The 13,994-nt window shown below is 64.6% G+C and carries 13 protein-coding genes; 5 read left to right on the top strand and 8 right to left on the bottom strand.

Annotated features, from left to right (window positions below; all coding sequences use genetic code 11):
- Positions 1–134: 134 nt before the first annotated feature.
- The 5 genes from leuS (at position 135) to ACNFG0_RS18275 (ending at position 6,173) form a co-directional block, all read left to right on the top strand.
- The gene (leuS, locus tag ACNFG0_RS18295; protein WP_416765920.1) at positions 135–2,741 is read left to right on the top strand and encodes a leucine--tRNA ligase; all 2,607 of its coding nucleotides are present in this window, start codon (positions 135–137) and stop codon (positions 2,739–2,741) included.
- A gap of 61 nt (positions 2,742–2,802) precedes the next feature.
- Entirely contained in the window at positions 2,803–3,408 is a 606-nt protein-coding gene (gene lptE, locus ACNFG0_RS18290; RefSeq protein ID WP_196146211.1) for an LPS assembly lipoprotein LptE, read from the top strand.
- A 42-nt stretch (positions 3,409–3,450) separates the two neighbouring features.
- Complete coding sequence (gene holA, locus ACNFG0_RS18285; protein WP_196146210.1) at positions 3,451–4,488, top strand: DNA polymerase III subunit delta; 1,038 nt, start codon at positions 3,451–3,453, stop codon at positions 4,486–4,488.
- A gap of 143 nt (positions 4,489–4,631) precedes the next feature.
- Entirely contained in the window at positions 4,632–4,796 is a 165-nt protein-coding gene (gene arfA, locus ACNFG0_RS18280) for an alternative ribosome rescue factor ArfA (protein ID WP_196146209.1), read from the top strand.
- A gap of 60 nt (positions 4,797–4,856) precedes the next feature.
- Positions 4,857–6,173 carry a lytic murein transglycosylase gene (locus ACNFG0_RS18275; RefSeq protein WP_196146208.1) on the top strand — a complete coding sequence of 439 codons (1,317 nt, stop codon included), beginning with the start codon at positions 4,857–4,859 and terminating at the stop codon, positions 6,171–6,173.
- An 86-nt stretch (positions 6,174–6,259) separates the two neighbouring features.
- Here the strand turns inward: ACNFG0_RS18275 and ACNFG0_RS18270 are convergent, their stop codons facing one another.
- From ACNFG0_RS18270 to rodA, 8 genes are all read right to left on the bottom strand, one after another.
- Positions 6,260–7,198, bottom strand: coding sequence for a S66 peptidase family protein (locus tag ACNFG0_RS18270; RefSeq protein WP_416765919.1), 939 nt, complete (start codon positions 7,196–7,198; stop codon positions 6,260–6,262).
- Positions 7,199–7,332: 134 nt separating this feature from the next.
- Positions 7,333–8,340 (bottom strand): lipoyl synthase, encoded by a 1,008-nt coding sequence (lipA, locus tag ACNFG0_RS18265; protein ID WP_230381270.1) that lies wholly within the window; start codon positions 8,338–8,340, stop codon positions 7,333–7,335.
- A gap of 2 nt (positions 8,341–8,342) precedes the next feature.
- Positions 8,343–8,990 (bottom strand): lipoyl(octanoyl) transferase LipB, encoded by a 648-nt coding sequence (lipB, locus tag ACNFG0_RS18260; RefSeq protein ID WP_196146206.1) that lies wholly within the window; start codon positions 8,988–8,990, stop codon positions 8,343–8,345.
- On the bottom strand, positions 8,990–9,265 hold the full coding sequence (locus ACNFG0_RS18255; protein ID WP_043211184.1) for a DUF493 domain-containing protein: 276 nt from the start codon (positions 9,263–9,265) through the stop codon (positions 8,990–8,992). Before ACNFG0_RS18255 ends, lipB begins: the two co-directional genes overlap by 1 nt.
- Before the next feature lie 73 nt (positions 9,266–9,338).
- The gene (locus ACNFG0_RS18250) at positions 9,339–10,499 is read right to left on the bottom strand and encodes a D-alanyl-D-alanine carboxypeptidase family protein (RefSeq protein WP_084855550.1); all 1,161 of its coding nucleotides are present in this window, start codon (positions 10,497–10,499) and stop codon (positions 9,339–9,341) included.
- A 341-nt stretch (positions 10,500–10,840) separates the two neighbouring features.
- Complete coding sequence (locus tag ACNFG0_RS18245; RefSeq protein ID WP_196146205.1) at positions 10,841–11,845, bottom strand: septal ring lytic transglycosylase RlpA family protein; 1,005 nt, start codon at positions 11,843–11,845, stop codon at positions 10,841–10,843.
- Positions 11,845–12,855 carry a lytic murein transglycosylase B gene (mltB, locus tag ACNFG0_RS18240; RefSeq protein WP_196146204.1) on the bottom strand — a complete coding sequence of 337 codons (1,011 nt, stop codon included), beginning with the start codon at positions 12,853–12,855 and terminating at the stop codon, positions 11,845–11,847. The genes ACNFG0_RS18245 and mltB overlap by 1 nt, the downstream gene beginning before the upstream one ends.
- 17 nt (positions 12,856–12,872) lie before the next feature.
- Positions 12,873–13,976, bottom strand: coding sequence for a rod shape-determining protein RodA (gene rodA / locus ACNFG0_RS18235; protein ID WP_196146226.1), 1,104 nt, complete (start codon positions 13,974–13,976; stop codon positions 12,873–12,875).
- Positions 13,977–13,994 lie beyond the last annotated feature (18 nt).

Raw genomic sequence — 13,994 nt, 5'->3', positions numbered from 1 at the left:
CGCATTCAGGGTTTCCCACGATACACGACGCTCATGTATGCTACGGCGTTCACTCTACCGACACCGGAGTGCCGGACGCAGCGAGGTTCCGCTGCGGAAAACAGGGTCCCTATCTCTCTCAGCACAAAGTAGCCATGCACGAACAATACACGCCCCGTGATATAGAAGCCGCCGCCCAGACCTTCTGGGACGAGCAACAATCGTTCGCTGTCACCGAACAGCCAGGCAAGGACACCTACTACTGCCTGTCGATGTTCCCGTACCCGAGCGGCAAGCTACACATGGGTCACGTGCGCAACTACACCATCGGCGACGTGATCGCCCGCTACCAGCGCATGCAAGGCAAGAACGTGCTCCAGCCGATGGGTTGGGACGCCTTCGGCATGCCGGCGGAAAACGCCGCGATGAAGAACAACGTCGCCCCGGCCAAGTGGACGTACGAGAACATCGACTACATGAAGTCCCAGCTCAAGAGCCTGGGTCTGGCGATCGACTGGTCCCGTGAGGTCACCACCTGCAAGCCGGACTACTACCGTTGGGAGCAGTGGCTGTTCACCCGCCTGTTCGAAAAGGGTGTCATCTACCGCAAGAACGGCACCGTCAACTGGGACCCGGTCGACCAGACCGTCCTGGCCAACGAGCAGGTCATCGACGGCCGTGGCTGGCGTTCGGGCGCGCTGATCGAGAAGCGCGAAATCCCGATGTACTACTTCCGCATTACCGACTACGCCGACGAGCTGCTGGAAAGCCTCGACGAGCTGCCGGGCTGGCCTGAGCAGGTCAAGACCATGCAGCGCAACTGGATCGGCAAGTCGCGCGGCATGGAAGTGCAGTTCCCCTACGACCAGGCGAGCATCGGCCACGAAGGCGCCCTGAAGGTCTTCACCACCCGCCCGGACACCCTGATGGGCGCGACCTACGTCGCCGTCGCCGCCGAGCACCCGCTGGCCACCCAGGCTGCCCAGGGCAACCCGGCGCTGCAGGCGTTCATCGACGAATGCAAGAGCGGCAGCGTCGCCGAGGCCGACATGGCGACCCAGGAGAAGAAGGGCATGCCCACTTCCCTGTTCGTCCAGCACCCACTGACCGGTGAGAAACTGCCGGTCTGGGTCGCCAACTACGTACTGATGCACTACGGCGACGGCGCGGTGATGGCGGTCCCGGCCCACGACGAGCGCGACTTCGAGTTCGCCCACAAGTACAACCTGCCGCTCAAGGCGGTGGTACGCACCAGCGCCGGCGACGAAGTCGGCAGCGAGTGGCAGGCCGCCTATGGCGAGCATGGCCAGCTGATCAACTCCGGCGAGTTCGACGGCCTGGACTTCCAGGGTGCTTTCGACGCCATCGAAGCCGCGCTGATCCGCAAGGAGCTCGGCAAGTCGCGCACCCAGTTCCGCCTGCGCGACTGGGGCATCAGCCGCCAGCGCTACTGGGGCTGCCCGATCCCGATCATCCACTGCCCGTCCTGCGGCGACGTGCCGGTGCCGGAAGACCAACTGCCGGTCACCCTGCCCGAGAACGTGGTACCGGACGGCGCCGGCTCGCCCCTGGCGCGCATGCCCGAATTCTACGAATGCACCTGCCCGAAATGTGGCACGGCGGCCAAACGCGAAACCGACACCATGGACACCTTCGTCGAGTCGTCCTGGTACTTCGCCCGCTACGCCTCGCCGAACTACGAAGGTGGCATGGTCGACCCGAAAGCCGCCAACCACTGGCTGCCGGTGGACCAGTACATCGGCGGTATCGAGCACGCCATCCTGCACCTGCTGTACGCGCGCTTCTTCCACAAGCTGATGCGCGACGAGGGTCTGGTCACCTCCAACGAGCCGTTCAAGAACCTGCTCACCCAGGGCATGGTCGTCGCCGAGACCTACTACCGCACCGCCAGCAACGGCGGCAAGGACTGGTTCAACCCGGCCGACGTCGAGGTCGAGCGTGACGCCAAGGCCAAGATCATCGGCGCCCGCCTGAAGACCGACGGCCTGCCGGTGGAAATCGGCGGCACCGAGAAGATGTCCAAGTCCAAGAACAACGGCGTCGACCCGCAAGCCATGATCGACGCCTACGGCGCCGACACCTGCCGCCTGTTCATGATGTTCGCCTCGCCGCCCGACATGAGCCTGGAGTGGTCCGACTCCGGCGTCGAAGGTGCCAGCCGCTTCCTGCGCCGTGTCTGGCGCCTGGCCCAGGCCCACGTCGCCCAGGGCCTGCCGGGCAAGCTGGATGTCGCTTCGCTGGACGACGCGCAGAAGACCATCCGCCGCGCCATCCATGCCGCGATCAAGCAGGCCAGCACCGACGTGGGCCAGTTCCACAAGTTCAACACCGCCATTGCCCAAGTGATGACCGTGATGAACGTGCTGGAAAAGGCTCCGCAAGCCACCGAACAGGACCGCGCCCTGCTGCAGGAAGGCCTGGAGGCCGTTACCCTGCTGCTGGCCCCGATCACCCCGCACATCAGCCATGCGCTGTGGCAGCATCTGGGCCACGACCAGGCGGTGATCGACGCCACCTGGCCGAGCGTCGACGAAAGCGCCCTGGTACAGGACAGCATCACGCTGGTGGTCCAGGTCAACGGCAAGCTGCGCGGCCAGGTCGAGATGCCGGCTGGCGCCAGCCGTGAAGAGATCGAAGCCGCCGCCCGCAGCAACGAGAACGTCCTGCGCTTCATCGATGGCCTGACCATCCGCAAGGTCATCGTCGTGCCGGGCAAGCTGGTCAACATCGTCGCCAACTGATGGCAACGCCCACCCGCGCACAGCGTGGGTGGGCGGAACAGGCCCACAAGGGAGCTACAACATGATCAAACGCAATCTGCTGGTAATGGGCCTGGCCGTCGTGCTCAGCGCCTGTGGTTTCCAGCTGCGCGGCACCGGCACCACCGAGCTGACCATCAAGGAAATGGACCTGCGCGCGCGCAACGCCTACGGCGAGACCGTGACCGAGCTGCGCGAGACCCTGGACCGCAACGGCGTCAACGTTCACGCCGGCGCGCCCTATCGCCTGGTGCTGACCGACGAGAAACAGACCCAGCGCGCGGCTACCTACAGCGGCGGCAACCGCTCGGTCGAGTACGAACTCACCACCGTGCTCAGCTATAGCATGCTGGGGTTGAATGACATTCCACTGCTCAGCGACAAGGTCGAGGTCCGCAAGATCTACGTGCATGACGGTGACAACATCACCGGCTCCGACCAGGAAGCCACCCAGGCTCGCGAAGAAATGCGCCGCGACCTGATCCAGGCCATGATGGTGCGCCTGCAGATGCTGACGCCGTCTCACCTGGACGAGCTGCAACGTGAAGCCGAGGCCCGCGCCAAGGCCGAAGCCGACGCCCTGGAAGCGGCCCGCCGCCAGCAGGACGAAACGCCGCAGCAATCCCCGATGGAAGTACCGGCCAACTGACACGAGGCCGAAGGGGCACCTGCCGGTGCCCCATTCCACACCATGAAGCTCTCTCCCGCCCAACTCAACAAACACCTGCAAGGTGCCCTGGCCCCGGTCTACGTGGTCAGCGGCGACGACCCGCTGTTGTGCCAGGAAGCTGCGGATGCCATCCGCACCGCCGCCCGCCAGCAAGGCTTCGATGAACGCCAGGTGTTCAGTGCCGACGCCAACTTCGACTGGGGCACCCTGCTCCAGGCCGGTGCCAGCCTGTCATTGTTCGCCCAGCGTCGCTTGCTGGAACTGCGCCTGCCGTCCGGCAAGCCGGGCGACAAGGGCGCCGCCGCGCTCATGGAGTATTGCGCCAACCCGGCCGACGACACCCTGCTGCTGATCAGCCTGCCCAAGCTCGACGGCAGCGCGCAGAAAACCAAATGGGGCAAGGCGCTGATCGAAGGCCAGCACTGCCAGTTCATCCAGATCTGGCCGGTGGACGCCCAGCAATTGCCGCAGTGGATCAACCAGCGCCTGGCCCAGGCCGGGCTCTGCGCCCAGCGCGATGCAGTCGATCTGATCGCCGCGCGGGTCGAGGGCAACCTGCTGGCCGCCGCCCAGGAGATCGAGAAGCTCAAGCTGCTGGCCGAGGGCAACCAGATCACGGTCGACACCGTCCAGGCTGCTGTCGCCGACAGCGCACGCTTCGATGTCTTCGGCCTGGTCGATGCGATCCTCAACGGCGAGGCCGGCCATGCCCTGCGCATGCTCGAGGGTCTGCGTGGCGAGGGGGTCGAGCCACCCGTGATCCTTTGGGCTCTGGCCCGGGAGCTGCGCCTGTTGGCGGGGCTGGCCCAACAGTTCAGCCAGGGCGTGCCCCTGGACAAAGCCTTCAGCCAGGCGCGCCCGCCAGTGTGGGACAAGCGCCGGCCCTTGGTCAGCAAGGCGTTGCAGCGACTCTCGGCGCAGCGTTGGGCGCAACTGCTACAGGATGCGCAGCGCATCGATGCGCAGATCAAGGGCCAGGCCGAAGGCTCGCCCTGGACCGGGCTGGCGCGCTTGTCGTTGCTGATGGCCGGGCAGCGTCTGGCACTTCCTCCAGAATGACAGGGGGCCGCTTCGCGGCCCTTTCGCGGCACAAGGCCCTCCTACAGAGGCCGCGCTCATCGTCCATAAACACAATCAATTGGCCCCTCCCCCACCCCAGCCTTACAGTGCGCCCCGACATCCACCCAAACGGGGTAATCGCCATGAGCAAGAAGCCGAAAAAGCACGGCCCGAACAAGGCCAAGTCCATCGTCGCCCAGCCACTGTTCCGCTGCCGCCAGGAACGACCGAACAAGGGCAAAGGCAGCTACCGCCGCGAAGCCTTCCAATCGAGAGATTGGGAGGCTTCTTGCTTTTTGGCCGCATGAAGGCAGGAAGCGCCCAGTCATGATATGGTCGGCACCTGAACCGCAATTCTGGATCTGTGCATGCCCTTCCGTCTGTCCCTGCGCTGGCACCCACGCCAGCTGATCGCAGCCTCCAGCTTCATCCTGCTCGTCGCCTGCGCGGAAAAGCCCACCGCCGCCGACGCTTTGCCGCTGGCTCCCGCCCAGCCCACTGCAAACGTGACCCTGCCAGGCACCACACCTGACACCAGCAGCGAAATCCAGCCCCTGCAGACCTTCGCCCAATGGCAGGCGGGCTTCCGCCAACAGGCCCTGCAGGCCGGTATCAGCCCCAGCACGTTCGACCGCGCCTTCCTCGGCGTCACGCCCGATATGGACGTGATCAAGGCCGACCGCAGCCAACCTGAATTCGCCCGCCCGGTATGGGAATACCTCGACGGTGCCCTGTCGCCATTGCGCGTGCGCAACGGCAAGAAGCTGCTGGCACAGCACGCCGAGCTATTGTCGCAGATCGAGCAGCGCTATGGCGTGGATCGCCAGGTTCTGGTCTCGGTCTGGGGCATGGAGAGCAATTTCGGCCAGTTCCAGGGCAGCAAGTCGGTGATTCGCTCCCTGGCCACCCTGGCCTACGAAGGCCGTCGCCCGACCTTCGCCCAGGATCAGCTGATCGCCGCCTTGCAGATCCTGCAGAACGGCGACATCCAGCCTGAGGCCATGCGTGGTTCCTGGGCCGGCGCCATGGGCCAGACCCAGTTCATCCCCACCACCTACAACACCCACGCCGTGGACTTCGACGGCGATGGCCGCCGCGACATCTGGAACAGCACTGCCGATGCCCTGGCTTCCACCGCCCACTACCTGCAAAGCTCGGGCTGGCAGAAGGGCCAGCCCTGGGGCTTCGAGGTGCAGGTGCCCGCAGGCTTCGATTATTGGTTGGCCGATGGCGCCCAGCGCAAGACCGTCAGCGAATGGCTGCAACTGGGCGTGACGCTGCCGACCGGTACCCAGCTGCCTGCGGGCAGCAACCAGCTCTCGGCCGCCCTGCTGCTGCCCGCGGGCGCCCGCGGCCCGGCGTTCCTGGTGCTGGACAACTTCCGGGCGATCCTGAAGTACAACAATTCGTCGTCCTACGCCCTGGCGGTCAGCCTGCTGGGGGATCGTTTCTCCGGCTGGGGCTTCATCGCCGGCGGCTGGCCCAAGGACGACCTGCCGCTGAGTCGCAGCGAGCGTATCGAGCTGCAGGACCTGCTCAATGCCCGCGGCCACGAGGCAGGCAATGCCGATGGCATCATCGGCGCCAATACCCGCAAGGCCATCCGTAATGCCCAGCAAGGGCTGGGGTGGCCGGCCGATGGCTATCCGACCCACAAGCTGCTCGACAGCTTGCGTCGGCAGTAATACTTCGCGGCACAAGGCCGCTCCTACAGTGGGCCTGTAGGAGCGGCCTTGTGCCGCGAAAGGGCGGCAAAGCAGCCCTAGCTATCTCAAGCCTTGAACAGCCCCTGCTCCAGTACCAGTACCTGCTCCTGACTGTCCAACCGTACCCTGGCCCCCAGCGGCAGGCACAGGTTCGGATCGCAGTGCCCACTGCGCCACCCCGCCAATACCGGCACGCCCAGCGGCCCGAAGATATCCTTGAGCAGCGGCACCATCGCCGCCACGCTGATTCCGGCAAAGTCGCCCACCAGCACGCCTCGCACCCCATCCAGCTTGCCCGCCAGGCGCAATTGAGTCAGTAACCGGTCGACCCGGTACAACGGCTCGTTGACGTCTTCGATGAACAGGATGCTGCCCTGGCTGTCGATCTCGGCAGGCGTCCCCAGGGTGGCGCAGAGCAGCGACAAGTTGCCGCCCAACAACCGCCCGCTCGCCACGCCAGGCTGCACGCAGGTCAGCGGGTAGGCCTCAGGATGACGCAACACGTCCCCCTCGCCCAACTCGCCCCTGAGCTGGCTGAGCAGCGACGGCACGGTCGGCTCCAGTTTCTCCCCCAACAGGTCGGCATTGAGCATCGCACCGTGAAAGGTGATGAGCCCAGCGTAACGGTTGAGTGCGGTGTGCAAGGCGGTGATGTCGCTGTAGCCAACCAACGGTTTGGGGTGGCGGCGGATCAGGTCGAAGTCGAGCCGGTCGAGCAGGCGCATGCTGCCGTAGCCGCCGCGCATGCACAGGATGGCGTCGATGTCCGGGTCGGCAAACGCCGCGTGCAGGTCATCGAGGCGTTGCTGGTCGCTGCCGGCCAGGTAGCCCTGCGCCTGGCTGACCCCCGGATACAGCCGGCATTGCATGCCCCGGCTGGTGAACCAGCGGCGAGCCTTCTGCTCGTCCAGCCGCGCCGGGCCGGCCGGGGCGACGATGGCGAAACAGGCATCGGCCGGTATGGCGGCAGGCAATTGCATGTCGAGGGGTTCGGCGCAATTCATCGAGCAACTCCTAGCAGATACGGGCCGGCACGATCACGCACGGCCATGGCCCTGTCCAGGGGGAATCCCCCCCCGCAAACAAAAATGCCGATGGCGCCTACCGGCGCGCATCGGCATGGGTCACACAGCCAGGTTCAGAGCTTGATCTTGGCTTCGTGGGCTTGCTGGTCGGCGTGGTACGAGGAACGTACCAGAGGCCCGGAAGCGACGTTCTTGAAGCCCATCTTGTAGCCTTCCTCGGCGAACCAGGCGAAGGTGTCCGGGTGCACGAAACGCTGTACCGGCAGGTGGTTGCGCGACGGCTGCAAGTACTGGCCCAGGGTCAGCATGTCGATGTCGTGTTCGCGCATGCGGTGCATCACTTCGATGACTTCCTCGTCCGTTTCGCCAAGCCCCAGCATCAGGCCGGACTTGGTCGGCACGTGCGGCACCATCTGCTTGAACTTCTGCAGCAGGTCCAGCGACCAGTCATAGTCCGAACCGGGGCGCGCAGCCTTGTACAGGCGCGGTACGGTTTCGAGGTTGTGGTTGAACACATCCGGCGGGGTCTGCGCAGTGATTTCCAGCGCGACGTCCATCCGCCCACGGTAGTCCGGGACCAGGGTTTCCAGTTGCACGCCAGGCGACAGCGCACGAATCTCGCGGATGCAGTCGGCGAAGTGCTGGGCGCCGCCGTCGCGCAGGTCGTCGCGGTCCACCGAAGTGATCACCACGTACTTCAGGCGCAGGTCGGCAATGGCGATGGCCAGGTTCTTCGGCTCATCGACGTCCAGCGGCTTCGGCCGGCCGTGGCCGACGTCGCAGAACGGGCAGCGGCGGGTGCAGATGTCGCCCATGATCATGAAGGTCGCGGTGCCGCCCGAGAAGCACTCACCCAGGTTCGGGCAGGAAGCTTCCTCGCAGACGCTGTGCAGCTTGTGCTTGCGCAGCAGTTGCTTGATCCGGTCGACTTCCGGGGAAACCGGGATGCGCACGCGGATCCAGTCGGGCTTCTTCGGCAGTTCTTCGGTGGGGATGATCTTGACCGGGATACGCGCGACCTTGTCGGCGCCGCGCAGCTTGACGCCCGCCTCGACTTTCTTCGGCGCGGGGCGCGCGGTAGCTTCCGGGGTTGGCACGGTTTCTTGCACAGTTGTTGTCATATTCAGTCGATTCCGCCCGTGAGGGTCGTCTGCTCAGCATAGTCGAGGTGCTTGACCAGCTGTCCGCGCAGCCTTGTCCTGACCTCGGAGAGTTCGATCGGGCCTGCCAGGTCTCGCAGCTGGGTCATGGCCAGCCCCGCATACCCACAGGGGTTGATTCGGCGGAATGGCGCAAGGTCCATGTCCACGTTCAGAGCAAGGCCGTGGAAGGAACGACCGTTGCGGATTCGAAGGCCAAGGGAAGCGATCTTCGCGCCCTCGACATAGACACCCGGCGCATCGGGCTTGGCCATGGCCTGGACACCGTAGCTGGCGAGCAGGTCGATCAGCGTCTGCTCGATACGGCTGACCAGCTCGCGCACGCCAAACCCGAGGCGACGAACATCCAGCAGCAGGTAGGCCACCAGTTGCCCGGGGCCATGGTAGGTCACTTGGCCGCCACGGTCGGTCTGCACCACCGGGATATCGCCCGGTACCAGCAGATGCTCGGCCTTGCCGGCCTGGCCCTGGGTGAAGACCGCGGGGTGCTCGACCAGCCAGACTTCGTCCTGGCTGTCCGGGCCACGCTGCTCGGTAAAGCGACGCATGGCTTCCAGCACCGGTTCATAGGGCTGCAAGCCGAGATCGCGAAAACCGAGGCAGGGCGGCATCAGAGCACCATTTTCACGATGCCGGTCGCGCGCAGGGCGCTGTTGATATCGTGCAGCTGGTTCTCGCTTTCGGCAACGATGTGCAGCTGTACCGTGGTGTACTTGCCTTCCTTGCTCTGGCGCTCGGCCAGGGTGGACAGGTCGACCTTGGCATATTTGCTCAGGATCTCGATCACGGTGTCCTTGAAACCGACCACGGTATCGCCGATTACCTTGATCGGGTAATCGTCGCAAGGGAATTCGATCTTGTGCGACTTGACGTCAGGTTCGCTCATGGCGGAAACGGCCTCGTAAGCCGTGGCAACAACAACGCCCCCGCAGGATACGCGGGGGCATGCAGGTCACGTATCAGTTGAACAACCCGTAGAAGAACAGACGGATGCTATCCCACATACGGCGGAAGAAACCACCTTCCTCGACGCCGTCGAGGGCGATGAGGTCGGCGCTGTGAACCACTTTCTCGTCCAGTTTGACTTCCACTTTGCCGATCACGTCACCTTTGGCGATCGGTGCGGTGAGCTGCGGGTTCATGGTCATCGAAGCCTGGAGACGCTTCAATTGGCCTTTAGGCATAGTCAGGGTCAGGTCATTGGCAAGGCCTGCCTTCACCTGGCTGGTGGCGCCCTTCCAGACCGGGGCCTGGGTCAGCTCGGTGCCCTTCTGGTAGAAGGTCTGGGTTTCGAAGAAGCGGAAACCGTAGGTCAGCAGCTTCTGGGTCTCGGCAGCGCGAGACTGCTCGCTGTTGGTGCCGAATACCACGGCGATCAGGCGCTGACCGTCACGAACGGCCGATGCCACCATGCAGTAGCCGGCTTCGTCGGTGTGGCCGGTCTTCAGGCCGTCGACGGTCTTGTCACGCCACAGCAGCAGGTTGCGGTTGGGCTGCTTGATGTTGTTCCAGAAGAATTCCTTCTGCGAATAGATGGCGTAGTGGGCCGGGTCTTCGTCGATGATCGCGCGCGCCAGCACGGCCATGTCGTGGGCCGAAGAGTAGTGCTCCGGGTGCGGCAGGCCGGTCGGGTTCATGAAGTGGCTGTTGGACATACCCAGGTCGGCAGCGGTCTTGTTCATCATGTCGGCGAAGGCGTCTTCGCTGCCGGCGATGTGCTCGGCCAGGGCCACCGAGGCGTCGTTGCCCGACTGGATGATGATGCCGTGCAGCAGGTCGCTGACGCTGACTTGGCTGCCGACCTTGATGAACATGCGCGAACCACCCGTGCGCCAGGCGTTTTCGCTGACGGTGACCGGGTCGTTCTCGCCGATCTGGCCGCGGCGAATGTCCAGGGTGGCGATGTAGGCGGTCATCAGCTTGGTCAGGCTGGCCGGCGGCAGGCGCTCGTCACCGTTGTTCTCGACCAGCACGTTGCCGCTGGACGCATCCATGAGTACGTAGGACTTGGCAGCCAGCTGGGGTGGCGATGGCATCATCTGCTCCGCCGCGAAGGCAGCGGGCGTGATCATCAGCAGAACGGGCAGGCAAAGTCGTTTGGCAAGGTTGGTGATGTTCATCCGTCTCTCGAAAATCGCTAATGGTCTGATGTTTCGCGGGCCACATCGTGTGCCCGGCGCCAGTCAGGCTAGTTTTTGAGGCCGTCGGCCAGGCCCGCAAAATGCGGCGTTATGTCGCTGCGGGCAAAAGCCGACATTGTACATGGCCATGGCCGGCAATTCATGACAAAACCGACAGTTTGGCTGTACACCCTCGTTGCCGGTGCACAACCTGTAGCAGCGGCCTTGTGCCGCGAAAGGGCTGCGCAGCAGCCCCAGCCAAAGGTTCGGTAATGCCCAAACCCAGGGGCCGCGTTGCGGCCCTTTCGCGGTACAAGGCCGCCCCTACGGAAAAGCCAGCGTCAGTCAGCCGTGACCAGCTTCGCCTGCCCCAGGTTGGCCAGGCGAATGCTGTCCTGCGCCTGCTGGATCTCGCCTTGGCTGGTGATCGGCCCCAGGCGCACGCGATGCAGGGTCTGCTGGTTACGCACGATGGAGCTGATGAACACCGGCGCACTGACCATGGTGCTGAGCTTGGCGCGCAGCAACTCGGCAGCGTCCGGGTTGGCGAAGGCCCCGACCTGCAGGAAGCTGCCACCGTTGTTGGCCGGTACATTGTTGCCACCCACCTGCACCGGCACCACCGGCGCCGCATGCTGCTGGGGCGGCGGTGTCCATTGCTCGACCTTGCCAGTATTGGCCGGAATCGCCTGGGTCTGGGCCACCTGGGGCTGCTTGAGCACCATTGGCGCCGGCTGGCCACGCTCGGCCCACCACTGCTGCGGGTCGATCCCTTCGACGCGCACGCGGGCGGTGCCGATTTCGGCATAGCCGAGCTTCTTCGCCGCCGCGTAGGACAGGTCGATGATACGGTCGGAGTAGAACGGGCCGCGGTCGTTGACCCGCAGGATCACGCTGCGGCCATTGGCCAGGTTGGTCACCCGCACGTAGGCCGGCAGCGGCAGCGTCTTGTGCGCCGCGCTCATGCCGTAGAGGTCGTAGAGCTCGCCGTTGGCAGTGTTCTGGCCATGGAACTTGGTGCCGTACCACGACGCGGTGCCTTCGGCGCGGTAGTTGCGCGAGTCCTGCATCGGGTAATAGGTCTTGCCCAGCACCGTGTAGGGGTTGGCCTTGTAGGCGCCGGTGTGCACGGTCGGCGTGGCGTCGGGGATCTTGTTGACGTCCACGTCCCACCATGGCGCGCCGTCCTTGTGGGCCCGGTTGATGTCCAGCCCGGGCTGGGTACGCACGACATTGCCGCCTTGCTTGGGCGCCGTGGTGCGATTGGAGGAGCAGCTGGCCAGGGCCAGGCCGACCGCGACGCAGCCCAGCAGCTTGAGGGAATGGGTGGAGAAAATTACGCGCATTACTTGACGCCCCGTGCTTGAACCAGCTGTTCCGAAAGCTGATGCACCGCCATGGCGTACATCACGCTGCGGTTGTAACGCGTGATCGCGTAGAAGTTTTTCAGGCCCATCCAGTATTCCGGGCCCTGCTCGCCTTCGAGCCGGAAGGCCGTGACCGGCAGATCATCGCGCAGCGCATCATGACTCGACCAGCCCAGGGCCCGCAACTCTCCGACAGTCTTGACCGGCTCGATGCCAGTGGTCAGGCCCTCGTCGGCGCGCTCGCCGACCACCAGGGCGCGGCTGACCACAGGCTCGCCGGCCACCCAGCCGTGACGCTTGAAATAGCTGGCGACGCTGCCGATGGCATCATCCGGGTTGTTCCAGATATTGATGTGGCCGTCGCCGTCGAAATCCACGGCGTAGCTGCGAAAGCTGCTCGGCATGAACTGCGGCAGGCCCATCGCGCCAGCGTAGGAGCCCTTGAGAGTGAGCGGGTCGAGCTGCTCTTCGCGGGCCAGCAGGAGGAATTCACGCAACTCCTTGCGGAAGAACTCGGCGCGCGGCGGGTAATCGAAGCCCAAGGTGGACAGGGCGTCGATCACGCGGAAATTACCGGTGTTACGCCCGAAGAAGGTCTCCACGCCGATGATCGAGACGATGACCTGCGCCGGCACGCCGTACTCCTGCTCGGCGCGGGCCAGGGTCGCCTCGTGCTGGCGCCAGAAGTCCACGCCACGGGCGATGCGGGCATCGGTGATGAACATCGGCCGATAGTCCTTCCAGGGCTTGACCCGCTCGGCCGGACGCGAGATGGCGTCGAGGATCGACTGCTTGCGCTGCACCTCGCGGAACACGCCCATCAACTGTTCCTGGGCGAAGCCGTAGTCGCGGGTCATCTCGCCGACGAACTCGGCCACCTGGGGCGAGCGCTCGTAATCGCCGGCATTGGCCTGCTGGACTGCGCCGAACAAGCCCATTGCGCCAATCCAGGGCGCACAACGGGCAGCCCAGCCACGCACTGCTTGCATGAAATTCTTCACCTTATTCAAACCTGTGCAATCCATTTGCGGTGCGTATGGATCGACATCAAAACGCCAAACGCTGACAGCAGCGTCACCAACGAAGTTCCGCCATAGCTGATGAAGGGCAGCGGCACGCCCACCACGGGCAGAAGGCCGCTGACCATACCGATATTGACGAATACATATACAAAGAATGTCATGGTCAGGCTGCCTGCCAGCAGCTTGCCGAACAGGGTCTGGGCCTGGGCCGTGATCACCAGGCCGCGGCCGATCAGCAGCAAGTAGGTCAGCAGCAGCAGGCAGATGCCGACCAGGCCGAATTCCTCGCCAAGCACGGCGATGATGAAGTCGGTATGGCTTTCCGGAAGAAAATCCAGGTGCGACTGGGTGCCTAGCAGCCAGCCCTTGCCGAACACCCCACCCGAACCGATCGCCGCCTTGGACTGGATGATGTTCCAGCCGGTGCCCAGGGGGTCGCTCTCCGGGTCCAGGAAGGTCAGCACCCGCTGCTTCTGGTAGTCGTGCATCACGAAGAACCACATGGCCACCGCCACCGGCACGGCGGCGGCGACCACGCTGACGATCCAGCGCCAGCGCAGGCCACCCATGAACAGCACGAACGCGCCCGAGGCCAGGATCAGCAACGCCGTGCCCAGGTCGGGCTGGCGCACGATCAGGATGAACGGCACGCCGATCAGTACTAGGCTGATCGCCACGTGCTTGAGGTCTGGCGGCAAGGTGCGCTTGGACAGGTACCAGGCGATGGTCGCCGGCATGATGATCTTGAGAAATTCCGAGGGCTGGAAGCGGATCACGCCGGGGATGTTGATCCAGCGCGTGGCGCCCATGGCGTTGTGGCCCATGACGTCCACCACCACCAGCAACAAAACCCCGACCACATACGCCAGGGGCACCCAGCGTGCCATGAAGCGCGGCTCGAGCTGGGCGATGACGAACATCGACACCAGGCCCAGGCCGAACGAGCTGGCCTGCTTCATCAGCAGGTCCCAGTTCTTGCCGCTGGCCGAATAGAGGACGAACAGGCTGCCAGCCGCCAGGGTCAGCAGGATGACCAGCAAGGGGCCGTCGATGTGGATGCGCTGCAGGAAGCTTGCGCGTCGCCGCATCACGTCCTCGCTGGAGAG

Origin of the sequence: Pseudomonas sp. NY15372, assembly GCF_048068215.1 — a bacterium.
GTDB lineage: Bacteria > Pseudomonadota > Gammaproteobacteria > Pseudomonadales > Pseudomonadaceae > Aquipseudomonas > Aquipseudomonas guariconensis_A.
Note: the sequence above shows the minus strand (reverse complement) of the source record. Positions and strands in the feature narration are given on the sequence as shown.

Excerpts from the sequence above, each read along its gene's own strand:
- ACNFG0_RS18250 (WP_084855550.1), bottom strand. The coding sequence starts at position 10,499 with ATGAACATCACCAACCTTGCCAAACGACTTTGCCTGCCCGTTCTGCTG.
- ACNFG0_RS18275 (WP_196146208.1), top strand. The coding sequence starts at position 4,857 with ATGCCCTTCCGTCTGTCCCTGCGCTGGCACCCACGCCAGCTGATCGCA.
- holA (WP_196146210.1), top strand. The coding sequence starts at position 3,451 with ATGAAGCTCTCTCCCGCCCAACTCAACAAACACCTGCAAGGTGCCCTG.
- ACNFG0_RS18270 (WP_416765919.1), bottom strand. The coding sequence starts at position 7,198 with ATGAATTGCGCCGAACCCCTCGACATGCAATTGCCTGCCGCCATACCG.
- arfA (WP_196146209.1), top strand. The coding sequence starts at position 4,632 with ATGAGCAAGAAGCCGAAAAAGCACGGCCCGAACAAGGCCAAGTCCATC.
- lipA (WP_230381270.1), bottom strand. The coding sequence starts at position 8,340 with ATGACAACAACTGTGCAAGAAACCGTGCCAACCCCGGAAGCTACCGCG.
- leuS (WP_416765920.1), top strand. The coding sequence starts at position 135 with ATGCACGAACAATACACGCCCCGTGATATAGAAGCCGCCGCCCAGACC.
- ACNFG0_RS18255 (WP_043211184.1), bottom strand. The coding sequence starts at position 9,265 with ATGAGCGAACCTGACGTCAAGTCGCACAAGATCGAATTCCCTTGCGAC.
- ACNFG0_RS18245 (WP_196146205.1), bottom strand. The coding sequence starts at position 11,845 with ATGCGCGTAATTTTCTCCACCCATTCCCTCAAGCTGCTGGGCTGCGTC.
- mltB (WP_196146204.1), bottom strand. The coding sequence starts at position 12,855 with ATGCAAGCAGTGCGTGGCTGGGCTGCCCGTTGTGCGCCCTGGATTGGC.
- rodA (WP_196146226.1), bottom strand. The coding sequence starts at position 13,976 with ATGCGGCGACGCGCAAGCTTCCTGCAGCGCATCCACATCGACGGCCCC.
- lipB (WP_196146206.1), bottom strand. The coding sequence starts at position 8,990 with ATGCCGCCCTGCCTCGGTTTTCGCGATCTCGGCTTGCAGCCCTATGAA.
- lptE (WP_196146211.1), top strand. The coding sequence starts at position 2,803 with ATGATCAAACGCAATCTGCTGGTAATGGGCCTGGCCGTCGTGCTCAGC.